General features: G+C 67.3%; 21 protein-coding genes. 18 read left to right on the top strand and 3 right to left on the bottom strand.

Annotated elements, in window-relative coordinates; translation table 11 throughout:
* Nucleotides 1–16 precede the first annotated feature (16 nt).
* Entirely contained in the window at nucleotides 17–2269 is a 2253-nt protein-coding gene (locus tag ACIQTX_RS12080) for a bifunctional (p)ppGpp synthetase/guanosine-3',5'-bis(diphosphate) 3'-pyrophosphohydrolase (protein WP_105525321.1), read from the top strand.
* Here ACIQTX_RS12080 and ACIQTX_RS12075 read toward each other — a convergent pair.
* A complete protein-coding gene (locus ACIQTX_RS12075) occupies nucleotides 2256–2807 on the bottom strand; it encodes a type IV toxin-antitoxin system AbiEi family antitoxin (protein ID WP_036273941.1) in 552 nt (183 codons plus the stop codon). The two genes, ACIQTX_RS12080 and ACIQTX_RS12075, sit on opposite strands and share 14 nt — an antisense overlap.
* Nucleotides 2808–2871: 64 nt before the next feature.
* Nucleotides 2872–4236, bottom strand: coding sequence for a DUF349 domain-containing protein (locus ACIQTX_RS12070; RefSeq protein ID WP_402972346.1), 1365 nt, complete (start codon nucleotides 4234–4236; stop codon nucleotides 2872–2874).
* Between the two features lie 263 nt (nucleotides 4237–4499).
* On the opposite strand from ACIQTX_RS12070, the gene ACIQTX_RS12065 reads away from it, so the two are divergent.
* Nucleotides 4500–5738: an NAD(P)/FAD-dependent oxidoreductase gene (locus ACIQTX_RS12065; protein ID WP_402972344.1), complete on the top strand. Its 1239-nt coding sequence runs from the start codon at nucleotides 4500–4502 to the stop codon at nucleotides 5736–5738.
* Between the two features lie 15 nt (nucleotides 5739–5753).
* Here ACIQTX_RS12065 and ACIQTX_RS12060 read toward each other — a convergent pair whose 3' ends face one another.
* Nucleotides 5754–6038 carry a hypothetical protein gene (locus ACIQTX_RS12060; protein ID WP_402972342.1) on the bottom strand — a complete coding sequence of 95 codons (285 nt, stop codon included), beginning with the start codon at nucleotides 6036–6038 and terminating at the stop codon, nucleotides 5754–5756.
* Nucleotides 6039–6221: 183 nt separating this feature from the next.
* Here ACIQTX_RS12060 and ACIQTX_RS12055 point away from each other — a divergent pair, with 183 nt between their 5' ends.
* From ACIQTX_RS12055 to ACIQTX_RS11980, 16 genes are all read left to right on the top strand, one after another.
* The gene (locus ACIQTX_RS12055) at nucleotides 6222–7082 is read left to right on the top strand and encodes a CAP domain-containing protein (protein WP_402972340.1); all 861 of its coding nucleotides are present in this window, start codon (nucleotides 6222–6224) and stop codon (nucleotides 7080–7082) included.
* Nucleotides 7083–7116: 34 nt separating this feature from the next.
* On the top strand, nucleotides 7117–8487 hold the full coding sequence (locus ACIQTX_RS12050) for a replication-associated recombination protein A (protein ID WP_402972338.1): 1371 nt from the start codon (nucleotides 7117–7119) through the stop codon (nucleotides 8485–8487).
* Nucleotides 8488–8670: 183 nt separating this feature from the next.
* The gene (gene rpsD, locus ACIQTX_RS12045; RefSeq protein ID WP_105525330.1) at nucleotides 8671–9300 is read left to right on the top strand and encodes a 30S ribosomal protein S4; all 630 of its coding nucleotides are present in this window, start codon (nucleotides 8671–8673) and stop codon (nucleotides 9298–9300) included.
* 123 nt (nucleotides 9301–9423) lie between these two features.
* Nucleotides 9424–9612: a hypothetical protein gene (locus tag ACIQTX_RS12040; protein ID WP_017202147.1), complete on the top strand. Its 189-nt coding sequence runs from the start codon at nucleotides 9424–9426 to the stop codon at nucleotides 9610–9612.
* A gap of 55 nt (nucleotides 9613–9667) precedes the next feature.
* On the top strand, nucleotides 9668–12328 hold the full coding sequence (gene alaS / locus ACIQTX_RS12035; protein ID WP_402972335.1) for an alanine--tRNA ligase: 2661 nt from the start codon (nucleotides 9668–9670) through the stop codon (nucleotides 12326–12328).
* Entirely contained in the window at nucleotides 12325–12798 is a 474-nt protein-coding gene (gene ruvX / locus ACIQTX_RS12030; protein ID WP_028501819.1) for a Holliday junction resolvase RuvX, read from the top strand. Before alaS ends, ruvX begins: the two co-directional genes overlap by 4 nt.
* A gap of 2 nt (nucleotides 12799–12800) precedes the next feature.
* Nucleotides 12801–14306, top strand: coding sequence for an endolytic transglycosylase MltG (gene mltG / locus ACIQTX_RS12025; RefSeq protein ID WP_402972334.1), 1506 nt, complete (start codon nucleotides 12801–12803; stop codon nucleotides 14304–14306).
* A gap of 4 nt (nucleotides 14307–14310) precedes the next feature.
* Nucleotides 14311–15123 (top strand): shikimate dehydrogenase family protein, encoded by an 813-nt coding sequence (locus ACIQTX_RS12020; protein WP_402972333.1) that lies wholly within the window; start codon nucleotides 14311–14313, stop codon nucleotides 15121–15123.
* A gap of 60 nt (nucleotides 15124–15183) precedes the next feature.
* Nucleotides 15184–16413 carry a chorismate synthase gene (gene aroC / locus ACIQTX_RS12015; RefSeq protein WP_028501822.1) on the top strand — a complete coding sequence of 410 codons (1230 nt, stop codon included), beginning with the start codon at nucleotides 15184–15186 and terminating at the stop codon, nucleotides 16411–16413.
* The gene (locus ACIQTX_RS12010; RefSeq protein WP_402972332.1) at nucleotides 16397–16915 is read left to right on the top strand and encodes a shikimate kinase; all 519 of its coding nucleotides are present in this window, start codon (nucleotides 16397–16399) and stop codon (nucleotides 16913–16915) included. The genes aroC and ACIQTX_RS12010 overlap by 17 nt, the downstream gene beginning before the upstream one ends.
* Complete coding sequence (aroB, locus tag ACIQTX_RS12005; RefSeq protein ID WP_402972331.1) at nucleotides 16912–18000, top strand: 3-dehydroquinate synthase; 1089 nt, start codon at nucleotides 16912–16914, stop codon at nucleotides 17998–18000. The genes ACIQTX_RS12010 and aroB overlap by 4 nt, the downstream gene beginning before the upstream one ends.
* Nucleotides 17997–18434, top strand: coding sequence for a type II 3-dehydroquinate dehydratase (gene aroQ, locus ACIQTX_RS12000; protein ID WP_402972330.1), 438 nt, complete (start codon nucleotides 17997–17999; stop codon nucleotides 18432–18434). Before aroB ends, aroQ begins: the two co-directional genes overlap by 4 nt.
* A 55-nt stretch (nucleotides 18435–18489) precedes the next feature.
* A complete protein-coding gene (efp, locus tag ACIQTX_RS11995) occupies nucleotides 18490–19050 on the top strand; it encodes an elongation factor P (RefSeq protein WP_028501826.1) in 561 nt (186 codons plus the stop codon).
* Between the two features lie 3 nt (nucleotides 19051–19053).
* The gene (gene nusB, locus ACIQTX_RS11990; protein WP_028501827.1) at nucleotides 19054–19464 is read left to right on the top strand and encodes a transcription antitermination factor NusB; all 411 of its coding nucleotides are present in this window, start codon (nucleotides 19054–19056) and stop codon (nucleotides 19462–19464) included.
* A gap of 47 nt (nucleotides 19465–19511) precedes the next feature.
* Entirely contained in the window at nucleotides 19512–22472 is a 2961-nt protein-coding gene (locus ACIQTX_RS11985) for a DEAD/DEAH box helicase (RefSeq protein WP_402972329.1), read from the top strand.
* An 81-nt stretch (nucleotides 22473–22553) separates the two neighbouring features.
* Nucleotides 22554–24131, top strand: coding sequence for a Rieske 2Fe-2S domain-containing protein (locus ACIQTX_RS11980; protein WP_402972328.1), 1578 nt, complete (start codon nucleotides 22554–22556; stop codon nucleotides 24129–24131).
* Nucleotides 24132–24189 lie beyond the last annotated feature (58 nt).

Below are 24189 nucleotides of genomic sequence, written 5' to 3'. Positions count from 1 at the left end.
ATCGGGAGGTGAGTTGATGGCGGAACCGCAGACGTCATCGCAGGGTTCCAGTCTGCGACGGCTGGTTCCTCGCATCTTCTCCCGCGCGTCCCGGATCAACGACCTCGACAACCTGATCCGCACCGTGCGTGCGAATCACCCCAAGGGCGATTTCTCGGTCATCGAGAGGGCCTATGCGGTCGCCAAGGAGAAGCACGAGGGTCAGAAGCGACAGAGCGGCGAGCCGTACATCACACACCCGCTCGCGGTCGCCCAGATCCTGGCCGAGCTCGGCCTCGGACCACGCGCGATCGCAGCGGCACTGCTGCACGACACGGTCGAGGACACCGGCTATGCCCTGACCGACCTCACCGCCGAGTTCGGTGACGAGGTCGCGATGCTGGTCGACGGCGTCACCAAGCTCGACAAGGTCAAATACGGCGAGAGCGCCCAGGCCGAGACCGTCCGCAAGATGATCGTCGCGATGTCGAAAGACATCCGGGTGCTGTTGATCAAACTCGCCGACCGTCTCCACAACGCGCGTACCTGGGGCTTCGTGCCGCCCGAGAAGGCGGCCAAGAAGGCCAAGGAGACCCTGGAGATCTACGCGCCGCTGGCGAACCGCCTCGGTATCCAGGCGATCAAGTCGGAGCTCGAAGACCTCTCGTTCGCGGTGCTGCACCCGAAGATCTACAACGAGATCCACAGCCTCATCGCGCAGCGCACCCCGCAGCGTGAGAAGTACCTGAACCAGGTCGTCGAGGAGATCGACGAAGATCTGCGTGATCTCCGAATCCGCGGCAAGGTCGTGGGTCGCCCGAAACAGCTGTACTCGGTGTACCAGAAGATGGTGGTCCGGGGCCGCGAGTTCGACGACATCTACGACCTGATCGGCATTCGGGTCATCGTGGCCTCGGTGCGTGACTGCTATGCGGTCCTCGGCGCGATCCATGCGCGTTGGACTCCATTGCCCGGCCGGTTCAAGGACTACATCGCCACCCCGAAGTTCAACCTCTATCAGTCGCTGCACACGACCGTGATCGGTCCGGCCGGTCGCACGGTCGAGATCCAGATCCGCACGCACGAGATGCACCAGCAGGCCGAGTACGGCGTCGCCGCGCACTGGATGTACAAAGAGCGGATGAACGGCGGCAGCAAGACCGAGGTGCGCGCCTCCGACACCGACATGGCCTGGCTCGCGCACATCTCCGACTGGCAGGCAGAGACTGCCGACCCGGGTGAGTTCCTCGAGTCGCTCCGCTTCGAGATCGGCGCGAAAGAGGTCTACGTCTTCACGCCGAAGGGGCGCGTGATCGGACTCCCCTCCGGCGCCACTCCGGTGGACTTCGCCTACGCCGTGCACACCGAGATCGGCCATCGCACGATGGGCGCCAAGGTCAACGGTCGGCTCGTGCCCCTGGAGTCCGAGCTCAAGAGCGGCGACGTGGTCGAGGTCTTCACCTCGAAGAATCCCGATGCCGGACCGAGTCAGGACTGGCTCGGTTTCGTGGCCAGCACACGAGCCCGCAACAAGATCCGTGGATGGTTCACGAAGGAGCGGCGCGAAGAGGCGATCGAGCAGGGCAAGGAGGCCATCGCCCGCGCGATGCGTCGACAGAACCTGCCACTGCAGCGTCTGATGAGTCATGACTCGTTCACCGAGGTGGCGAGGGGGATGCACTTCGAAGACGTCTCCGCGCTCTATGCCGCCGTCGGCGAGGGGCACGTCTCCACGCAGTCGGTGTTGGAGAAGGTCACCGCTCTGGTCGCCGCGAACGATCCGACGACGGGTGCCATCGATCTTCCCGGTACCGTCTCGACGCGCGAACCCCGCTCCGGTGACTCCGGGGTGCTCGTGCGCGGCGCAAACGACATCCTGGTGAAGCTCGCGAAGTGCTGCACTCCCGTCCCCGGAGACCAGATCGTCGGATTCGTGACGCGCGGTAGCGGCGTCTCGGTTCACCGCTCGGACTGCGTGAACGTCAAGGCCTTGAGCGCCGAGCAGGACCGGTTCGTCGAAGTGTCCTGGGCGCCGACGACGAAGAGCGTGTTCCGCGTGCAGATCCAGGTCGAGGCACTCGACCGCTCAGGACTGCTCTCCGACGTCACGCGAGTGCTGAGCGAGCACCACGTGAACATCCTCTCGGCGACGGTCACGACGACCGATGAGCGACTGGCGCTCAGCAGGTTCGTGTTCGAGATGGGAGACGCCGTGCATCTGGACCGTGTCCTCAACGCCGTGCGACGCATCGATGCCGTCTACGACGTGTACCGCGTCACCTCCTCCTGAACTCGAGCCTCTCCAGCACGGCCAATCCGGCGCGACTTCCCGGGACGCGTCGCATGCCGCGCAGCACGGCGCCGGCAGCTTCAGGCGCATCGGGGAAGACGATGGCGAGGCGGTGCATCCACGTCAGCACTCGAGGGTCGCGATGCAACGTCGTGGCGAGGTCGAGCATCGTCCGCACCGGGATCGACACCGGGACTCCGCCGATCATCTCGAGGTCGTCAGCCGGCAGCACCGTGTCATGGAAGACCAGTCGCGAGCTGGTGACCGGGCGGATCCGTCGTTCGACGCAGCGCTTCACGTGATGTACAGCAGGCGGGGCATCGCCGGCACCGTGGATCCAGGCGGCGGTCGGGCCTGATGCGGCGGTACCCGGCTGTATGAGCGATGCGATAGTGCTGGCCCTGACATCGGGACCTTCCACCAGGTCGGCGGGGACATACGCGTCGCCCACCTCGACCACATGCCCGTCGATGCGCGCCGCACTCAGCTCCGGTTGACTCAACCGCTCGCCAGGGACATACAGAAACGCGGGGTGCATCACGCCAGTCTGGCGCAGTGCACCCCGCGTCTTCAGCGGTCGCGGATGACCTGTGGAGAACCGATCAGCTGCCGAGGGCGTTCAGCCAGGCGCGGCGAGCCTCGAGGGCGTCGGTCGCGGCCTTTGCGGCCTTCTTGTCGCCCGACTTCTCTGCAGCGGCGACCTCGGCCTCGAGCTTCTCGATGGCCTCGAGCAGCTGCGAGCTCATGTCGTTCGCGCGCGCCTTGGTCTCGGGGTTGTTCTTCTTCCAGTCCACGTCTTCGCGGCCCTTGAGACCCTGCTCGATCGCACGGAGCTTGTCGTCGAGCGCACGCTCCTTCTCCCGGGGGAAGACACGGCCGAGCTCGTCCCACTGACGCTGGATGCGCGTGAGAAGGGCGCGAGCGCGCTTGATGTTCGACTCGTCCGCGACGGCTTTCGCCTCTTCGAGGAGTGCCTCGCGGGCCTCGATCTTCGGCGCTGACTCGGCTTCCTCGGCGGCGGACTGCTCCGCACGCGCCGCGTAGAGCGCGTCACCGGCAGCCTTGAAGCGTGCCCAGAGAGCGTCGTCGGCCTTACGGCCGGCCCGTCCGGATGCCTTCCACTCGTCGAGGAGGTTCCGGTAGGCGGGGATTCCGTCTGTGCCGCGCGGCGCGAGGGCCTCGGCACGCTCGACCAGGCGGGTCTTCGCGTCGCGAGCGGCCTTGTGCACGTCGTCGAGCTCGGAGTAGAACGCGCGGCGCTGCTTGTCGACGACGGCACGTGCATCGCGGAATCGCTTCCAGAGCTGCTGCGAGACGCCCTTCGACAGGCGCGGACCGCTCTGCTGCTGGGCCTGCCAGGTGTCGAACAGCTCACCGAGTTCGGCAGTGACCTGCTTCCACTGCACCTTGCTCAGGTCGCGTGCAGCGATCGCCTCAGCTCGTTCGACAAGGGCGGTGCGCTCGGCGATCGCCTGATCGACGAGTTCCTTGGCCTGCTGAGCTTCCTGCTCCGTCGCCTCGGACAGCGACGACGTGAGAGCCGTGAGCCGGTCGCGCAGTCCTGCCAGATCACCGACGGCGGCGGCATCCGTGGCTTCGGCCAGCACGTGACCGGCCTGCTTGACGAGGTCGCTGGCTGCGGCTCCGCCGGCCTGGTGGCGCTGCTCGAGCGCGTGCACCTTGAAAGCGATGTCGTCGTACTTGCGCACGAAGTAGGCCAGCGCCTCTTCGGGGGTTCCGTCCGGGTACTGACCGACCACGCGCCAGGCGTCGCCTTCCTTGACCTCGACGGTGCCGTCTTCGCTGACGCGGCCCCATTCGGTGCCGTCGCTCGACGGAGCTGCGGTCGGTACGGAGGGGACGGCGGCCGTCGCGGGAACGCGCGGGGGTGCCGGAAGACGCGGCGGACCCGGTACGGGCGGACCCGGTACCGGTGGAGTCGGCTTCGTTGGTTCGGTGGCAGACAAGAGTGCTCTCCTTGCGCGGTCATCCCGCGGGAGGGGGAAGGGACGGGCTTCAGCCTAGTACGCGCACGGCTGCGGTGCCGGATGCGTCGGGTGACGACGGTCTCACGTCGTCGATCCGGCGGTTCGAGATGGGCTGACGGGCGCTCGTTACCTATCTGTGATGTGATCGTTCGCTGCGTGACACACGTCTCGTCACATCCGGGAAACACGCGCGGCCTAGCGTCGTGGGTACGGCACGAACGCCGCCGACAGGAGCACCATCGATGAACAGTCCCATCGTCACCGAGATCCTGGTCGTCGGTGCGGGGATGGCGGCGCGGCGGTTCGCCGAGCAGCTCCTGGAACGTGCGTCCGAACCGGTGCGGGTGACGATGATCGGCGACGAGGGGCGACAGCCCTACGACCGCTCCCGGCTCAGCGAACTGTTCCGCGGGGCGGCGGAGGAAGATCTGTCCTTCGGTGCCTCGCTCTTCGACGACGAGCGGCTCGAGCTGATCGTCGACGACCGGGTACTCCGGATCGACCGCCGGGCGCGGACCGTGCTGACCCGATCCAGACGGATCCATCGCTACGACACCTTGGTGCTGGCCACCGGCGCCTATGCGGCCCGGGTCGCGATCGAGGGCTCCTCGCTGCCGGGATGCTTCGCATATCGCACGCTCGACGACGTCGAAGAGCTCCGCGAGTTCGTCCAGGTGCGCGGGGCCGAGCTCGGTCGCGATCTGCGCGGGGTCGTGATCGGTGGCGGGGTGCTCGGTCTCGAGGCGGCGGGAGCGCTGCAGGCCATGGAGGTCGATGCGACCGTCATCCAGTACGCGGATCGACTCATGGCCGCGCAGCTCGACGGAACCGCTGGCAGCATCGTGAAGCGGCATCTGCAGGCGCGCGGCATCACCGTGCGCACCGGCACGCGAGCGACCAGGATCGATCCGGACGAATCCGGAGCGGTGACCGCGATCGAGTACCAAGACGGGTCGTTCCAACGCGTCGACGTGGTGATCTTCACAGTCGGGATGCAGGCGCGCGACGAACTCGCCCGCAACGCCGGGATCGACGTGCATCCGCTCGGTGGCATCGTGATCGACGACGGGTGCCGCACCTCCGACCCGAGTGTGCTGGCGATCGGTGAGGTCGCCAGCTACGACGGGCGCAGCGTCGGGCTCGTCACGGCCGCGCACGAGATGGCCGATGTGGCGGTCGCCAGGATGCTCGGCGGCGATGTCTCGTTCTCCGGATATGACGAATCGGCTGCGGTCACCCTGGCCGGCGTCGAAGTGGTCAGCTTCGGCGACGCACTCGCCAGCACGCCGGATGCGGTCGACGTGCTGTACGCGGATCCGATCGCCGGGGTCTACAAGAAGCTCGTCCTGGCGGAGGATGCCCACACACTGCTCGGCGGGATCCTGGTAGGCGATGCATCCGCATACGGCGCGCTGCGACCGCTGGTCGGGGCGCGGCTCCTCGGCGAGCCCTCGTCGTACGTGCTGCCGGTGCGTGGCTGATCCGCGCCGAGGCTGCTATCCGGCGGGCGTCTCGCTCGGGACGGGGGTCTCAGAGGGGGCCGGTGTCTCGCTCGGCGCGATCGTCGGGGTCGGCGTCGGCTCGGGGGCCGCCACCTGGGCGTGCACGACCTGGCTGACGATGGCAGCGGCGACGATGACGACGCCGATGATGACGCCGATCGTGTTGTCGCGCACGCGGCGACGGATCTGCCCGTCGTGCCAGCTGGTGCGGGCCGCATGGATGCGAGCACGTTCCGCCTGCGCTCGCTGCTGTGCGTTCTTGGACCCGCGTGCCACCATCTGCCCTGGTTCCCCTCACTGCGTCGCCATTCGACGTCGCGTCAGAGCCTACCGTCGTCACGACTTCGCGCTGAAGCGATGGCCTTCTGCAGGGCTTGGTCCACCAGGCAGGGTCGCCATACCGGTGCCGACCGGTTACTTTGGTGGCAATTGACCGCCTCCGTCCGAAACAGGAGCATTCCCATGCAGTGGACCAGGAACGTCGTCGCCGCCCTCGCCATCGGCGCCATCGTCGCGCTGGGCGTCGTCCCGACGGCGCAGGCGGCCGAGATCGCGCCACCGAACAACGACATCGCACGCATCCTGGCGGACACGAACGCCGCACGAGCCGCGAACGGGCTTGCTCCGCTCGTGTTGGACGGCGCCGTGACCACGGTCGCGCAGAACTGGTCGGCGACCCAATCGCGTGAAGGCCGGATGTATCACAACCCGCAGTACTCGAACCAGATCCCGGGCGGATGGAGCAGAGCCGCGGAGAACGTCGCGTCCGGGTACTCGCCCGCGGATGTCGTCGGCGGGTGGATGAACTCGCCGGGGCACCGGGCGAACATCCTCGGTGACTACACGACGATCGGCATCGGCTACGTCAACGGGTACGCCACGCAGGTGTTCGCGAAGTATCCGGTCTCGACGCCGGCGCCGACCGTGCTGCCCCAGGATGCTTCGGTGCGGAGCCACGTCGCCCAACGGGGATGGATCACAGGCGGCGGCACCACCGGTCAGGGCCTGGGCCTCGAAGCGCTGGCCGTGCGACAGCAGGCGGGAAAGGTCATCTGCCTCCAGGCGCACGTCCAGAACATCGGGTGGATGACACCGGTGTGCACGCAGGGTTCAGGGACCGAGGCCACGGTGGGTACGACCGGTCGCGGACTCCGCATGGAGGCGCTCCGGGTCTGGAGCCCGGACAACAGGGTGTCCGGACGAGGGCACGTCTCGAACATCGGCTGGCAGGCGCGCATGGTCTCATCCGCGCCGGGTGCACAGATCTCGATCGGCACCACCGGGCAGTCCCGACAGCTCGAGTTCGCCGACCTCTTCCGGTGACAGGGATGTCGCCCGCCCCGAGTAGCCTTGGCGGGTGACCCCTTCCGCGCCGCTCCTCTCCGGGCAGACGCCTCTCGCCGTGCGCATGCGCCCGGTGTCCCTCGCAGAGGTCGCCGGGCAGCGGCACCTGCTGCGCGCCGGATCGCCGATCGTCGCCCTCGCCGATCCGGAGGCGACTTCACCCGGAGCCGTATCGATCATCCTGTGGGGGCCTCCGGGCACCGGGAAGACGACGCTCGCGCAGGCGATCGCCCGTTCGTCCGGGCGCCGCTTCGTCGAGCTCTCCGCGATCACGGCCGGTGTGAAGGACGTGCGCGAGGTCATGCAGGAGGCCATCACGCAGCGCGATCTGTACGGGCAGACGACGATCCTCTTCCTCGACGAGATCCATCGCTTCACGAAGGCTCAGCAGGATGCATTGCTCCCCGGCGTCGAGAACGGCTGGGTCATCCTGATCGCCGCGACCACCGAGAATCCCTCGTTCTCCGTCATCTCGCCGCTGCTCTCGCGCTCGCTGCTGCTGACGCTCCAGCCCCTCACCGACGACGACATCGGACTGCTCGTCGACCGTGCGGTCGACGATGCCCGTGGCCTCAACGGGGCTGTCGCGCTCAGCGACGAGGCCCGCTCCGCCCTGGTGCGGTTGGCATCAGGCGATGCACGACGCGCACTCACGGGACTCGAAGCGGGGGCGGCGGTCGCGATGTCCCACGCCGCGGCTGCAGACCCCGAAGACGGTTCAGGAGACCAGCCCGGTGCGGAGGGCGTGCCGCAGGTGTCCGCCGACGACGTCGCGCAGGCCGTCGACAAGGCGCTGCTGCGCTACGACCGGCAGGGCGATGAGCACTACGACGTCATCAGCGCGTTCATCAAGTCGATCAGAGGGTCTGACCCTGACGCCGCGCTGCACTATCTCGCGCGCATGATCGAGGCGGGGGAGGACCCGCGCTTCATCGCCAGGCGGCTGGTGATCTCGGCTTCGGAAGACGTGGGTCTCGCCGACCCTCAGGCGCTGAGCATCGCAGTGGCCGCCGCGGACGCGGTGGCGTTCATCGGGATGCCGGAAGGCCGCATCCCACTCGCCGAGGCGACCGTCTACCTCGCGACCACAGCGAAGTCGAATGCGGCATATGTCGGCATCGATGCCGCGATCGCAGACATCCGCTCCGGCGGTTTCGGGCGTGTACCGCTGCATCTGCGAGACGCGCACTATCCCGGGGCGAAGCGCCTCGGTCACGGCCGCGGATACGTGTACTCGCACGACAGCGAGTTCGGAGTCGTGCCGCAGCAGTATCTGCCCGATGAGCTCGACGGGCGGCACTACTACGAGCCGAAGAACCTCGGGGCGGAGCGCGACATCGGCGCGCGGCTCGAGCGCATCCGCCGCATCCTCGGCGACCGCTGACCCTTCCGATCGGGTGGAGAACCGCGATCTGTTAGACTTGAGCGGCTCGAAACCGAGTTTTCGGGCATCTCCTCGTTCACACCACACCTTGCTGGCGCCCCGGCGTGCGCTCCAAGGCAGAACGCGGACGATACGTCCGTGAGTCGTGAAAGACGCGACCACGTCATCGGAAGGACAAACTTCGTGACCACGAAGTCCCAGGACCGCCGCAAGGTGCGTCTGAGCCGTGCCCTTGGCATCCCGCTCACCCCGAAGGCCGCCCGCTACCTCGAGAAGCGTCCCTACGCTCCGGGTGAGCACGGCCGTACCAAGCGCAAGGCAGACAGCGACTACGCCGTCCGTCTTCGTGAGAAGCAGCGTCTTCGCGAGCAGTACGGCATCCGCGAGAAGCAGATGCGCAACACCTTCAACGAGGCACGTCGTCACGACGGTCTGACCGGTGAGAACCTGGTCGAGCTCCTCGAGATGCGTCTCGACGCTCTCGTCGTGCGTTCGGGCTTCGCCCGCACCACGGCTCAGGCTCGCCAGCTCGTCGTGCACCGCCACATCCTCGTCGACGGCCAGCTCGTCGACCGCCCGTCGTTCCGCGTGAAGCCGGGTCAGCTCATCCACGTCAAGGCCAAGAGCGAGGGCACCGAGCCCTTCCAGGTGGCAGCAGCCGGCGGTCACGCCGAGGTTCTGCCCCCCGTTCCGGGCTACCTCGAGGTCGAGCTCGACAAGCTCCAGTCGCGTCTGGTTCGTCGCCCGAAGCGCGCCGAGGTCCCCGTGACCTGTGAAGTGCAGCTCGTCGTCGAGTACTACGCAGCTCGCTGAGCATCGCTCACACTGCTCGCTGAGAGCATCAGGGCAAGAGGCGTCGGGATTCCCGACGCCTCTTGTCGTTTCCGCATACGATGGAGGCACCGCGCCTACGCGGGTAGAGGCAAGGATGACGACATGAAGAATGTGCTGTGGTTCCTGATCGGTGTGATCGGCGGCTTCGTCGCGGCTCACTTCATGAACAAGGACCCGCGCGGTCACGACATCCTCGCCGAGGTCGATGCCCGGATCAACGGTTTCACCGCGATCCTCGGCGACGCCTACCGCGAGCAGGAGGCACGGCTCACGGAGCCGGGCGACAACTGAACCACCGCAGCAGCGCTTCGGCGCGGCATCTTCACGCAAGGACACCCGGAACCTTATGAAAACTGCGGAAATCGCGCAGCGTTACCTCGACTTCTTCGAGAAGAACGACCACCTCATCGTCCCCTCCGCCTCCCTGGTCAGCGACGACCCGTCTCTGTTGTTCACGGTCGCCGGAATGGTGCCGATGATCCCGTATCTCACGGGTGTCGTGCCCGCGCCCCACCCGCGCATCGCCGATGTGCAGAAGTGCATCCGCACCAATGACATCGAAGAGGTCGGTCGCACAGCCCGTCACGGAACGTTCTTCCAGATGCTCGGTAACTGGTCGTTCGGCGACTACTTCAAGGAAGGCGCGATCCGATACGCCTGGGAGCTGCTGACGAGCTCCGAGTCCGACGGCGGTCTCGGCTTCGATGAGAAGGACCTCTGGGTCACCGTCTACGAGACCGATGACGAGGCCGAGGCCATCTGGCGCGACATCATCGGGCTCAAGCCGGAGCGGATCCAGCGACTCGGACGAGCGGACAACTACTGGAACACCGGTCAGCCCGGTCCCGGCGGCCCCGACTCGGAGATCTTCTTCGACCGTGGCCCGTCCTACGGCAAGGATGGCGGTCCAGCCGTCGACGACTCGAGGTTCCTGGAGATCTGGAACCTCGTGTTCATGCAGGACCTCCTCGAGAACATCCGTAGCAAGACGGAGTTCGACATCATCGGCGAACTGCCGATGAAGAACATCGACACCGGCATGGGACTCGAGCGCGTCGCGTTCATCAAGCAGGGCGTCGAGAACATGTACGAGTCCGACCAGGTGCGCCCGGTGCTCGACCGTGCCATCGAGCTCTCCGGTCGGCGCTACGGTGCAGAGCACGAAGACGACGTCCGTTTCCGCGTGATCGCAGACCACGTGCGCTCTTCCCTCATGCTGCTCTCCGACGGCGTCCGGCCCTCCAACGAGGGACGCGGCTACATCCTGCGTCGTCTCATGCGTCGCACGGTCCGCGCCATGCGTCTGCTCGGTGTGGATGAGCCCGTGTTCCCCGAGCTCTTCGCCGCCTCGCGCGATGCCATGAAGTCGGCCTATCCGGTGTTGGAGAAGGACTGGTCGGTGCTCTCCGCCTCCGCTTTCGCCGAGGAGGAGACGTTCCGTCGCACGCTCGTCGCCGGCTCCACGATCCTCGATCTGGCGCTCGACGAGACCAGGAAGAGCGGGGGGAAGACGCTCAGCGGCCCTGAGGCCTTCCTGCTGCACGACACCTACGGATTCCCGATCGATCTCACGCTCGAGGTCGCCGAGGAGGCGGGCCTCGAAGTCGATCGCGCAGCGTTCGACACGCTCATGCAGGAGCAGCGCCAGCGCGCGAAGGATGACGCCCGCAACCGCAAGCGGCAGCTCGCCGACGTGTCGATCTACCGCGATCTGCGTGCTCTGGGCGAGACCGGCTTCGACGGCTACACCGCGCTCGAGGTCGAATCCCGTGTGCTCGGACTCCTCGTCGACGGTGCGCCGGTGCGGAGCGCCTCCGAGGGGCAGATCGCCGAGGTCGTCCTCGCCGAGACCACCCTGTACGCCGAGTCGGGTGGCCAGGTCGCCGACAAGGGAACCATCGTCGGCCCGGGCTACGTGCTCGAGGTGCTCGATGTGCAGAAGCCGGTGCCCGGACTGATCAGTCACACGGTCGAGGTGACTCGCGGGAGTGTGGCCGTCGATGACATCGCGACCACGGTCGTGGATGCCGCGAACCGTCGCGCCGCGCGCCAGGCGCACTCGGCCACCCACCTCGTGCACGCCGCGCTCCGCGACACCCTGGGCCCGACCGCCACTCAGGCCGGGTCGTTGAACCGCGCCGGCTACATGCGGTTCGACTTCTCCTGGTCGCAGGCTCTCTCCGCCGACACCCGCAGCGAGATCGAGGAGATCACGAACCGTGCCGTGCAGGATGCCCTCGAGGTGACCACGCGCATCGTGTCGCTCGATGAGGCGAAGGAAGCAGGCGCCATGGCGCTGTTCGGCGAGAAGTACGGCGATGTCGTGCGCATGGTCGACATCGGCGGCCCGTGGTCGCGTGAGCTGTGTGCCGGCACGCACGTGAGCACGAGCGCGGAGATCGGACTCGTCAGCCTGGTGGGAGAGTCCTCCGTCGGAGCCTCCAACCGTCGCATCGAGGCGCTCGTCGGCGCCGATGCGTTCCGCGAGCTCGCCGCAGAACGGGCCATCATCTCCCAGCTCACCAGCTCGCTGAAGACTCCGCGTGAACAGCTGCCGGAGCGGATCGCCGATCTCACCGCGAACCTGAAGGCTGCCGAGAAGCGCATCGCTCAGTTCGAGGCGAAGGAGCGCGCAGGGCTCGTCCCCGCGATCGTCGAGTCTGCGACACGCGTCGGTGCATTCCGCGTGGCGGCGCAGAACCTCGGCGACGTGGCTTCTGCGGACGACGTCCGCGATCTCGTCAACGGTGTCCGCGATCGACTCGGGTCGGACGCGGCGGTCGTGGCTCTCGGCGCAGTCGTCAACGGGCGCCCTGTCGTGGTCGTGGCGACCAACGATGCGGCCCGCTCTGCCGGGGCGAAGGCGGGTGCGCTCGCGAAGCGCGCCGCCGGAATCCTCGGTGGTGGTGGCGGCGGTCGCGACGACGTCGCCCAGGGTGGTGGCGCTGATGTCGCGGCCCTTCCGTCGGCGCTTGAGGCCATCAGCCAGGAGCTGCACGTCGCGTGAGTGGGTTCCGCCGCGGTGTGCGGCTCGGGATCGACGTCGGCCGGGCGAGGGTCGGTGTCGCGCGCTGCGACCCCGACGGCATGCTCGCGGTCCCGGTCGAGACGGTTTCGAGGGACGACGCATCGATCGATCGCATCGTGCAGCTCGCGGGGGAGTACGACCTGCTGGAGTTCGTGGTGGGTCTGCCGGTGAACATGCAGGGCGCCGACACCGCGTCGACCACGGATGCGCGCGAGTTCGCCGCGGCGCTTCACAAGCGAAGCGGCCTCCCCGTGCGGCTCGTGGATGAGCGGCTCAGCACCGTGACGGCGCACGCAGCTTTGCGCAGTTCCGGGAGATCTCAGAAGAAGTCTCGTAGCATTGTGGATCAGGTCGCCGCCGTGGTGCTTCTGCAGCAGGCGATCGACATGGAGAAGAGCACCGGAAACCCGGCCGGTGCCACCATCTCGCCTGACGAGGAGCACGCCTGACGATGTCTGAACGAGACAGCGCTACCCCCCGACACGACCACGACTCCCGCTTGGGGGACCTGTTCGAGAACCTCCCCGATCCCACGCGGCAGATTCCGACCGTCGACGACAGCGCGCCCCTGCCCGGATCGCGTCGCGCAGCACGTGAAGCGGCCTCTGAAGATGGCGCCGCCACACCGGCGCGAGGAACGGCGAGCGCTCCGTTCGAGCCATCGCCCGTTCCGGTTCGCGCCTCGGCCGACGATGCGGCTTCACCAGCCACGGCCGCTGTGCCTTCGTCGACCCCGGTCCGAGCGTCGGCCGATGCGGCTGAGACGCCAACGCGAGCGGTGCCGCTGGTGGCGCCGTCCGGCGCAGCCACGCCAGAGCCACCGCTCGGAGGCGGCCTCGACGATCTCTTCGCACCCCATGACGACCATGTTGATGCGCGACCGAAGAAGAAGAAGCGCCGCAAGGGATGCCTGATCGCACTGATCATCGTCCTCGCTGTCCTCGGCGGAATCGCGGCGACCGGTGTCTGGGTCGCGAACACGTACGGCGACAAGATCAGTGACGTCATGGGCTGGGGCGAATCCAAGGACTGGGAGCCGGGGCTCGCGAGCGGTGAGGCACTCGTCACGATCAAGCAGGGCGATACCGGCGCGCCGGTGTCGGCCGCCCTCTATGAGGCGGGTGTGACGAAGACGAAGGACGTCTTCTACGACTACATCGTCGATGAGAACCTCGCCGTCACCTTCTACCCCGGCGTCTACCGCCTGCAGGAGAAGATGACGGCTGAGGCTGCTCTGGATGCTCTCAAGAACGACGCCAACAAGATGGCGAACGCGGTCTCCGTGTCGGAGGGGGGCACGATCGTGTCGTCGCTGCCGGCGATGGCCGAGACGCTGGGGCTTCCGCTGGCCGACTTCGAGGCTGCAGTCAAGGACCCATCGGCGTACGGTGTCGACGCGCCGAGCCTCGAGGGCTGGTTGTTCCCTGCCGTGTACGAGTTCGATCCCGGAGTCACCGCGCCCCAGGTCATCCAGCGCATGGTCGATCGCACCCGTGAGTCACTCGATGGCGCCGGTGTCCCTGCCGCTGATGCGGAGCGCATCCTGACGATCGCGTCGATCATTCAGCGTGAGGGGCGACTGGACGACTTCGCGAAGGTGTCGAGGGTCATCCAGAACCGTCTCGACATCGACATGCTCCTGCAGATGGACTCGACGGCGCAGTACGGCTACGGCTCCCTCCATGAGGGCGTCGTGTCGAGCTCCAAGGAAGCGCTGGAGGACGACAACGAGTGGAACACCTACGTGCGCAAGGGGCTCCCGGCGACGCCGATCGCGAGCCCGAGCGACGCGGCCATCAAAGCGGCCATGAATCCGGAGGACGGCCCGTGGCTCTACTTCGTGACGATCAACCTGGCGACGGGGGAGACGCAGTTCTCCCAGACCATGGCAGAGCACGAGCAGGGCATCGAGAAGTGGCGCGAGTGGTGCCGGGCGAACCCTGAGGGCGGTTGCTGAGACGGTGGCTCGAACCCGATTGGCGGTCTGGGGGGACCCGATCGCGCACTCCAAGTCGCCTGACCTGCATGCCAGTGCGTATCGGGTCCTGGGGCTGGACTGGGAGTACGGGCGCCGTCAGGTCGCAGCGGAGGCCTTCGAGTCGACCTTCAGCCAGCTCGACAGCACCTGGCGCGGTCTCTCGCTGACGATGCCGCTCAAGGAGGCGGCGTTCCGCGTCGCTGCGACAAGAGACCGACACGCCGAGCTCACCGGCGCGGTCAACACGCTGCTCCTGGGCGACGCCCCCGCCGGATACAACACGGATGTCGGCGGGATCGTGGACGCGCTGGCCGAGGCGGGCGTCGACCACGCCGGGCACGTGCGCATTCTCGGAGCCGGGGCCACGGCTGCGTCGGCACTCGTGGCCGCTTCCGAGCTCGGAGCAGGTCGAGTCGAGGTCCGCGCTCGACGGCCGCAGCGCGCAGCAGCACTCGTCGACCTCGGGGAGCGGATCGGAACGGTCGTGGAGGTTTCGCCTCTCGATGCGCCGCCCCTCGATGTCGATCTGACGATCGCTACCTTGCCCAGCGGGACAACGCTCCCCGTCGAGACCGCCGCCGCGTTCGGGGCGAGTGGCGGGACGCTCTTCGATGCCGCCTACGCTCCGTGGCCGTCGGCTCTCGCTGTGTCCTGGGGCGAAGGAGCGGTCGTCTCCGGACTCGGAATGCTGCTGCACCAGGCGGTCCGTCAGATCCGGATCTTCCACCACGGTGACCCGGTGATCGAACTCCCCGACGAGGATGCCGTCATCCGCGCCATGCGCGCTGCGCTCTGACAAGACGCCGCGGACGAAACGCGGCGCAGCAACGGTCCGAACACATGGGAGACTGGAGCAATGCTCCGCGTGCTCACGGCCGGCGAATCCCACGGCCCAGAACTCATCGCCGTCATGGAGGGTCTGCCCTCCGGTGTCCCGGTCTCCTCCGTTGCCATCCAGGCCGATCTCGCCCGCCGCAAACTGGGCTACGGCCGCGGCTCGCGGATGAAGTTCGAGCAGGACGAGTTGACGATCTCCGGCGGCGTCCGCCACGGCAAGAGCCTCGGCAGCCCGATCGCCCTCCGCATCGGCAACACCGAGTGGCCGAAGTGGATCGAGGTCATGAACCCCGAGCCGGTCGAGCTCACCGACAAGTCGCGCGGACGCAGCGCTCCGCTGACGCGCCCGCGTCCCGGCCACGCAGACCTCGTCGGCATGCAGAAGTACGACTTCGATGAGGCGCGACCCATCCTCGAGCGCGCGAGCGCCAGGGAGACGGCCGCCCGCGTCGCACTCGGTGCGATCGCGCGCTCGTTCCTGGGCGAACTCGGCATCCGCCTCGTCAGCCACACGCTGTCGATCGGCCCGGTGCAGGTGCCGGCCGGTTCTGCGCTGCCCACACCGGATGACGTCGAGGTGCTCGATGCCGATCCGCTGCGTTGCTTCGACCCCGCGACATCAGCGCTCATGGTCGCCGAGGTCGACGATGCGAAGAAGGATGGCGACACGCTCGGTGGCATCGTCGAGGTGCTCGCCTACGGCCTTCCGCCAGGACTCGGCTCGCACGTGCACTGGGACCGCCGCCTGGACGCGCGTCTTGCTCAGGCGCTGATGAGCATCCAGGCGATCAAGGGCGTCGAGGTCGGCGACGGATTCGAGACCACACGACGCCGAGGCTCGGCAGCGCACGATGAGCTCTTCGCCACCAGCGACGGCATCACTCGTGGTTCTGATCGTGCCGGTGGTACCGAGGGCGGCATGTCCACGGGCACCGTGCTCCGCGTTCGTGCCGGCATGAAGCCGATCGCCACTGTGCCGCACTCCCTGCGGACCATCGACATCGCAACGGGCGAGGACGCAACGGCGCATCACCAGCGCTCGGACGTGTGCGCCGTGCCGGCCGCCGGAGTGGTCGCCGAAGCCATGGTCGCCGTCGAGCTCGCGAACGCCGTGCTGGAGAAGTTCGGCGGCGACAGCATCCGCGAGACGCGTCGCAACCTCGACGGCTACCTGGCGGGCATCCCCGCCGAGCTGCGCACGACACCGGCGTCCGAGGCGGCGCTCATCGCGCATGACGAGCGCGTCTGACCCGCTGACGTTGGTGCTGGTCGGCCCGATGGCCGCCGGCAAGACCAGCGTCGGCAGGCGCGTTGCGCGTCGGCTCGGTGTCGCCTTCATCGATACGGACCGGCGCATCGTCGCCGCACACGGACCGATCCCCGGCATCTTCGCCGAGCACGGGGAGGCTCATTTCCGCGAGCTCGAGCGCGCGGCGGTGGCCGACGCTCTCGCCGAGGGCGGGGTGATCTCGCTCGGGGGCGGAGCGGTCACCGAGGCCGCGACGCGCGACCTGCTGCGCCATCAGCCCGTGGTCTTCCTGACGGTCAGCCCGGAAGCAGTCGCGGACCGTCTGCGTGGCAGCAGCCGACCGTTGCTGGCGGGGGAGGATCCCGTGGAACGTTGGAAGAAGATCTTCGAGGAACGTCGGGGCTGGTACGCCGAGGTCTCCTCGGCGACCTTCGACACCTCACGGCGTCCGATGCAGAAGATCGCGGACGAGATCGTGACATGGAGGAGAGAGCAGCGATGAGCACGACGACCATCAGCGTCACAGGGAACGACGCCTATGACATCTCGATCGGACGGGGGATCCTCGACCAGGTTTCCGCCGCCCTCGCGCCGGGTGTGCGCAAGATCCTGGTCGTGCACCCCCCGACCCTCGCCGCCCGCGCGGCCGAGCTGCGCGATCGCCTTCTCGCGGACACCACCGAAGGTCCGCGTGAGGTGCTGCTCGCCGAGATCCCCGACGCCGAGCAGGGCAAGCGCATCGAGGTCGCGGCCTTCTGCTGGCAGGTGATGGGACAGGCCGACTTCACGCGCAGCGATGCCGTCGTCGGCTACGGCGGCGGCTCCGTCACCGATCTCGCCGGGTTCGTCGCTGCCACCTGGCTGCGCGGTGTGCAGCTCATCCAGGTGCCGACCACCGTGCTCGGACTCGTCGACGCGGCGGTCGGCGGCAAGACCGGGGTCAACACGGCTGAGGGCAAGAACCTCGTCGGCGCCTTCTGGGCTCCGAGCACCGTCGTCGGAGATCTCGACGAGCTCGCCAGTCTGAGCCCGAACGAGGCGACAGCCGGTTTCGCCGAGGTCGTCAAGGCCGGGTTCATCTGGGCGCCGGAGATCCTCGACATCGTCGAAGCCGATCCCGCACGCGCGGTCGACCCGACGACGGACGAGTTCCGGCGTGCCATCGAGCTCGCCATCGACATGAAGGCGAAGGTCGTCTCCGACGACTTCCGTGAGGCGGGGCTCCGCGAGATCCTCAACTACGGCCACACGCTCGGCCACGCGATCGAGCATGCCGAACGGTACCGCTGGCGCCACGGCGCGGCCATCTCTGTCGGGATGCTGTATGCCGCCGAGCTCTCACGTCTCGCGGGACGCCTGCCGGATGCCGCCGCCGAGCGTCACCGCACCATCCTCGAATCATTGGGTCTTCCCACCTCGTACCGCGTCGGCGCCTGGAAGCAGCTGCTCGCCACGATGCAGCGCGACAAGAAGAGCCGTGGTGGGATGCTGCGCTTCATCCTGCTCGACGACATCGCCAAGCCCACCGTGCTGCAGGCCCCCGACGAGTCGCTCATGTTCGCCGCGTACCAGGAGGTCGGCTCGTGAGTGGGCTCATCCTCCTCGTGAACGGCCCGAACCTGAACCTCCTCGGCACGCGTGAGCCGGAGGTGTACGGCACGGCGACCCTCGCCGACGTGGAGCGGATCACCGCCGAGGCCGCGGCCGAGTTCGGGTTCGAGGTGCGTGCGGTGCAGAGCAACCATGAGGGAGTGCTGATCGACGCGATCCACGCCGCGCGCGAGGACTGCGCAGCCATCGTGATCAACCCCGGAGGTCTCACCCACACGTCCGTCGTCCTGCGCGACGCGCTCACCGGGGTGTCGCTCCCGTTCGCCGAGGTTCACATCTCCGACGTCTACAAGCGCGAGGAGTTCCGGCACCACTCGTACCTCGATGACGTCGCAGCCGTGCGTGTGGTCGGGCACGGCGTCGACGGCTACGCAGACGCGGTGCGGCAGCTCGCAGCACTCATCCCTTAGAATCGACTGTCGGCCCCGTCCGACCCCGCAGACTCACGAACGGAACTCGCAGCGCATGGCATCTACCGCAGACATCAAGAACGGCGTCGTCCTCAGCATCGACGGGCAGCTCTGGAGCGTCATCGAGTTCCAGCACGTCAAGCCCGGCAAGGGTGGCGCGTTCGTCCGCACCAAGCTGAAGAACGTCGTGTCGGGCAAGGTCGTCGACCGCACGTACAACGCGGGCGCGAAGATCGAGATCGAGAACGTCGATCGTCGTGACTACACGTACCTGTACACCGACGGCGACGGCTACGTCTTCATGGACCAGACCGACTTCGACCAGATCACGGTCGGTGCTGCCACGGTCGGTGACGCGAAGAACTTCCTCCTCGAGAACCAGGCGGTGACCATCGCGCTGAACAACGGCAACCCGCTGTACATCGACCTCCCCGCCTCCGTGGTCCTCGAGGTCACCTACACCGAGCCGGGCCTGCAGGGTGACCGTTCGTCGGCCGGCACCAAGCCCGCAACGCTCGAGACCGGCTACGAGATGCAGGTGCCGCTGTTCGTCGAGGCCGGCACCAAGGTCAAGGTCGACACCCGCACGGGTGACTACCTCGGCCGCGAGAAGTAAGGCGTGAGCGCCCGGACGAAGGCGCGCAAGCGCGCTCTCGACATCCTGTTCTCCGCCGATGTGCGCGGCGACGACCTCGCGGTGACACTGGCTGCCGAGGCGAAGCGTGCAGCGAGCGAGCCCGCACGGGAAGCCTCATGGCTCTACGCCCGCGAGATCGTCGACGGAATCATCGATTCACGCGACGAGATCGATGAGCAGATCACCACCCACAGCAGGGACTGGAAGCTGGAGCGGATGCCGGCCGTGGACCGTGCACTGCTTCGTATCGCCGTGTGGGAGATCCTCTTCAACGACGAGGTTCCTACCGCTGTCGCGATCGATGAGGCCGTGGAGCTCGCGAAGGAGTTCTCGACCGACGACTCCGGTGCCTTCGTGCACGGCGTACTCGCTCGGGTGGCCCGCGCCGCCTGATCCGTCCGCCGCGAGGCACTGTCGGCGGTGTCGGAGAGGATGGCAGTATGCCCCTTCCGCTTGACCCTTCCCGTTCGGAGGGCGCACCGTCAGCAGGCTGGCGCTCGCTTCTGGGTGCTTCGCGTGATGATGCCCAGACGCAGCTCGCTCTCGGTATCGAACTGCGGATGCGGGACGGGCGCGGGGCCAACCCCTGGGCCTCACGGCCGCAGCGCACGGCGACCCCGCGCGACGTCGCGAAGCGCACGGGCGAGATCCTGCTGGGCATCCGTCCGCTCGAGAAGAGCACGGCGACCGGCGCCTGGGTGCTGGGCCAGGCGTCCTGGGACGCGGTGCGACGTTCGCCGACGCAGTACGGGCGCGACCGATCCAGATGGTTCGCAGATCTGCTCAGCATCGCCCGCGACACACTCCTCTCCGGTACTGCCGGTGACTGGCTGGTCGCCGATCTGATCGAGTCCGGGCTGCTTTGGGGTCACCTGCGCGCCGCGGCCGACGTCGGGATCCCGCTCGTCGCGACGCAGAAGGGCACATCGATCGTGCTTGCGGACCGTGCCACGATCGGTGCGACGGTGGAACGCGACCTCGACGGCGGGCTCGTGCTGCTTCCCGACATCACGATCGAGGGACGTGCAGCCGCGCCGTTCGCCGTACACACGATCGGTCACAGCGGCGTGTACGAGGTCTTCCAGCAGGGAACCCGACTCCGCGTGACGCTCGCCGAGGTGCCGGTCGCCGAACCCGTGCACGCGCTGCTCGCCGCGCGCGAGGGGCTCGCGGTGCCGGTAGCAGACGAGACGGTGTTCTTCCGTGATGCCTATCCGCTGCTGGCGCGCCGGATCGATGTGCGCGCTGTCGGCAGGCTCGAGCTCCCGGAACTGCCTGCGCCCCGCCTGGTGCTGCAGCTGTCCTTCCACCGCGGTGACACGGTCAAGTACACGTTCGAATGGGACTATCGCGGGTTCGGGCGCGTGCCGTTTCCGCTCAGCTCCCACGCGGTGCGGGATCCCGAGGCGGAGGACACCATTCGTGCTGTCGTCCAGGCTGTCTGGACGGAACAGCTGGGTGAAGAGCTCGGGTCGACGGGAGCATTTCACGATGTCGCGGCGGCAGAGTTCGTCACGCGCATCGTGCCCGTCCTCGAGGCCGATGGCGTCATCGTCGAGGTCTCCGGCCGACGCAAGAGCTATCACGAGCTGACCGGAGAACCGGAGATCACGGTGACCACGGTCGAGAGCACCGACCCTGACTGGTTCGACCTCGGTGTCCTGGTGACGATCGACGGACGCACCATCCCGTTCGGCCCGCTGTTCACGGCGCTCAGCAAGGGCAAGAAGAAGCTTCTCCTCTCGGACGGCGGGTACTTCTCGCTGAGTCATCACGCACTCGATCGGCTCCGCGAACTCATCGAGGAGTCGGGCGAACTCGAGGAATGGGAGACCGGTCCGCGGATCAGCCGCTACCAGACCGACCTCTGGGAGGAGTTCGAAGATCTCGCGGACGAGGCGCTCCCGGCTGTCACCTGGCGCGCGATCGCCGACGGACTCCGCCGGGCCGCCTGGGTGCCGTCCGTCCCCGTCCCGCGCGGAATCACCGCCGAGCTCCGCCCGTACCAGAAGGAAGGGCTGGACTGGCTCGCGTTCCTCTGGAGTCATCGGCTGGGTGGCATCCTCGCCGACGATATGGGCCTCGGCAAGACGCTCCAGCTCCTCGCCCTCATGGTCCACGCACGGGAGTCTGGCGAGCGACGCCCGTTCCTCGTGGTCGTGCCCACCTCGGTGCTGGCCACCTGGCGAGGCGAGGCCGATCGCTTCGCGCCGTCGCTCACGGTGCTGCTGCGTGGCACCACCCAGGGACCGGCTCTGGCCGATGCGCTCCACGGCGTCGATGTCGTGATCACGACCTACGCGGTCGCACGGCTCGACGAAGCCGAGTACGCCGGAGTCGAGTGGGCAGGACTCATCCTCGACGAGGCGCAGTTCGTGAAGAACCCATCGACCAAATTGCATCGAGCGGTCGCATCGTTCCGCGCGGATGTGACGTTCGCCGTCACCGGCACACCGATGGAGAACAGCCTCAGCGAGCTGTGGGCGCTGCTGAAGCTCACCGCTCCCGGTCTCTTCGCCTCCGCGCGGAAGTTTCGGGAGAACTACATCCAGCCGATCGAGCAGGGGAAGGTCCCCGAGAACGAAGAGGGCGGCGCTTACCGGCAGCGACGCCTCGAACAGTTGCGTCGACGTATCCGTCCTCTGCTGCTGCGACGCACCAAAGAGCTCGTGGCGCCCGACCTGCCGGCGAAGCAGGAGCAGATCCTCGAAGTCGAGCTCAGTGCGTCCCACCGGGCGCTGTACGAGGTGGTCCTGCAGCGCGAGCGGCAGAAGGTGCTCGGCCTGCTCGAAGACCTCGATCGCAACCGCTTCATCGTCTTCCGCTCACTCACTCTGATGCGCATGCTCAGCCTCGCTCCGGGGCTGATCGACCCCGAAGACGCGAAGATCGGCTCGCGCAAGCTCGACGTGCTGCTCGAGCGCGTGATCGAGCTGCAGGCCGAGGGCCACCGGGCGCTCGTGTTCAGTCAGTTCACGTCGTTCCTCGACCTGGCGGCGGCCCGCCTCGATGCTGCCGGCATTCCGTACGCGCATCTGGACGGATCGACTCGACATCGGCAGAAAGTCGTCGAGAGCTTCACCTCGGGGGAGCAGCCCGTCTTCCTGATCAGCCTGAAGGCCGGCGGTTTCGGCCTCACCCTGACCGAGGCCGACTACGTCTTCCTCCTCGACCCGTGGTGGAACCCGGCAGCGGAGGCGCAAGCGGTGGATCGCACCCACCGCATCGGCCAAGAGAGTCAGGTGTTCGTGTACCGGATGATCTCGACCGGCACGATCGAGGAGAAGGTGCTCGAACTGCAACGCCGCAAGGCGCGATTGTTCACCGCCGTGCTCGACGACGAGGCGCTGTTCGCGCAGTCGCTCTCCGCCGACGACATCCGAGGCCTGTTCGAGGGCTGACCGGAATACTCACGGCCGGGTCGACCGGGCGCACAGGGAGCCCTCGGTACAATCGAACGGTTCACTTTCGGGAGGAATGCAATGCGGATCACGGGACTCGGCCACGCCGGGATGTTCATCGAGACGGTCGGCGGGAACATCATCTGCGACCCGGTCCTCGGACCCTCTTTCTATGGATCCTGGTTCCCGTTCCCCGACAACCGGGGCCTGGACTGGGAGCGCTTCGGGCGCGACGCCGACTTCCTCTGGATCTCGCACCGCCACCGCGACCACTTCGACCCGAAGCTCCTCGAGCGCTACATCCGCAAGGACATCGAGGTGCTGCTGCCGGAGTACCCGACCGACGACCTCGAGAAAGACCTGAGGGCACTCGGGTACACGAACATCACCTATGCGCCGGCTGGCCAGGTGATCCAGCGTGGTGAGCTCAAGATGATGATCACACCTCTTCGCGCACCGAGCGACGGCCCGATCGGCGACTCCTCGCTGAGCGTCGACGACGGCACCGGCTCGATGCTCAACCAGAACGACTCGCACCCGCTCGACCTCGAGAAGCTGCTCGACTTCGGCAAGCCCGATGCCTACTTCACTCAGGTGTCCGGTGCGATCTGGTGGCCCATGGTCTACGACCTGCCGTTGGACGCCAAGCAGAACTTCGCGCGGCTCAAGCGCGAGGCGCAGAACAAGCGCGCGATGTACTACATCGAGAAGGTCGACGCTCCGCACGTCTTCCCGATGGCAGGGCCCCCCATGTTCCTGCGCGACGACCTCTTCGACTTCAACGGCCTCGGCAAGAACGGCGAGTCGATCTTCACGGATCAGAAGCAGTTCCTCGCCCATATGAAGGAGCTCGCGCCGAAGTACGACGGGCAGCTCTTCATCCCCGGCACCGTCGTCACGGTCGACGGGGGAGCGGTGACGAGCGAGCAGACCCTCTACACCGAGGCCGAGATCTCGCACATCTTCGATGAGAAGTGGGACTACCTCGAGGAGCAGCGGGCGAGCCGCCAGCAGGAGATCCGCGACGAGGAGGCGTCTCGCGCCGAGATCATCCCGCCCGCGGAGATGCTCGAGGCGATCAAGACCTGGTGGGAGCCGCTGCTGAAGAAGTCCCGCACGATCCGGCTCGGCGTCGGCGGATGCGTGCGCTTCCGCATCGGCGAGCTCGACATGGTCGTCGACTTCCCGCGTGCCAAAGTCCGCGAGTACGACGGTGAAGACTGCATCTACTGGTACACGATCCCTGCCGACCTGGTCTCGACGAACATCGTCGATCATGAGATCGACTGGTCCAACTCGATCTTCCTCTCGATGCAGTTCTCGGTGGGGCGCAGCGGCAAGTTCAACGAGTTCCTCACCACGTTCCTCAAGTGCCTCTCGGTCGACCGGATCGAGTACGTCGAGAACTGGTACCAGGAGCAGACCGACCAGACCGAAGACGCCGAGATCGGCGACTGGGTCGTGCAGCGCCGTTGCCCGCACCTGCGCGCCGACCTCACCCGCACCGGCACGGTCGACGGCGATGGAATCCTCACGTGCAGCATGCACGACTGGAAGTGGGACCTGAAGACCGGTCGGTGCTTGTCGACCGCCGGACACCCGATCCGCTCCTCGAAGATCGACGAGGTCACCGACCCCGTGCTGCAGGAGGCGAGCTGATCCACCGGGGCTCCGCGCTCCGATAGACTGACCTCACAAGCAACCTTTAACACCGTCC

Source organism: Microbacterium sp. NPDC090281, from assembly GCF_044769635.1.
GTDB lineage: Bacteria > Actinomycetota > Actinomycetes > Actinomycetales > Microbacteriaceae > Microbacterium.
This window is presented reverse-complemented; position numbering and strand designations above follow the sequence as displayed.

Excerpts from the sequence above, each read along its gene's own strand:
- ACIQTX_RS12080 (WP_105525321.1), top strand. The coding sequence starts at position 17 with ATGGCGGAACCGCAGACGTCATCGCAGGGTTCCAGTCTGCGACGGCTG.
- ACIQTX_RS12075 (WP_036273941.1), bottom strand. The coding sequence starts at position 2,807 with ATGCACCCCGCGTTTCTGTATGTCCCTGGCGAGCGGTTGAGTCAACCG.
- ACIQTX_RS12065 (WP_402972344.1), top strand. The coding sequence starts at position 4,500 with ATGAACAGTCCCATCGTCACCGAGATCCTGGTCGTCGGTGCGGGGATG.
- ACIQTX_RS12060 (WP_402972342.1), bottom strand. The coding sequence starts at position 6,038 with ATGGTGGCACGCGGGTCCAAGAACGCACAGCAGCGAGCGCAGGCGGAA.
- ACIQTX_RS12055 (WP_402972340.1), top strand. The coding sequence starts at position 6,222 with ATGCAGTGGACCAGGAACGTCGTCGCCGCCCTCGCCATCGGCGCCATC.
- ACIQTX_RS12040 (WP_017202147.1), top strand. The coding sequence starts at position 9,424 with ATGAAGAATGTGCTGTGGTTCCTGATCGGTGTGATCGGCGGCTTCGTC.
- alaS (WP_402972335.1), top strand. The coding sequence starts at position 9,668 with ATGAAAACTGCGGAAATCGCGCAGCGTTACCTCGACTTCTTCGAGAAG.
- mltG (WP_402972334.1), top strand. The coding sequence starts at position 12,801 with ATGTCTGAACGAGACAGCGCTACCCCCCGACACGACCACGACTCCCGC.
- aroC (WP_028501822.1), top strand. The coding sequence starts at position 15,184 with ATGCTCCGCGTGCTCACGGCCGGCGAATCCCACGGCCCAGAACTCATC.
- ACIQTX_RS12010 (WP_402972332.1), top strand. The coding sequence starts at position 16,397 with ATGACGAGCGCGTCTGACCCGCTGACGTTGGTGCTGGTCGGCCCGATG.
- aroB (WP_402972331.1), top strand. The coding sequence starts at position 16,912 with ATGAGCACGACGACCATCAGCGTCACAGGGAACGACGCCTATGACATC.
- efp (WP_028501826.1), top strand. The coding sequence starts at position 18,490 with ATGGCATCTACCGCAGACATCAAGAACGGCGTCGTCCTCAGCATCGAC.
- ACIQTX_RS11985 (WP_402972329.1), top strand. The coding sequence starts at position 19,512 with ATGCCCCTTCCGCTTGACCCTTCCCGTTCGGAGGGCGCACCGTCAGCA.
- ACIQTX_RS11980 (WP_402972328.1), top strand. The coding sequence starts at position 22,554 with ATGCGGATCACGGGACTCGGCCACGCCGGGATGTTCATCGAGACGGTC.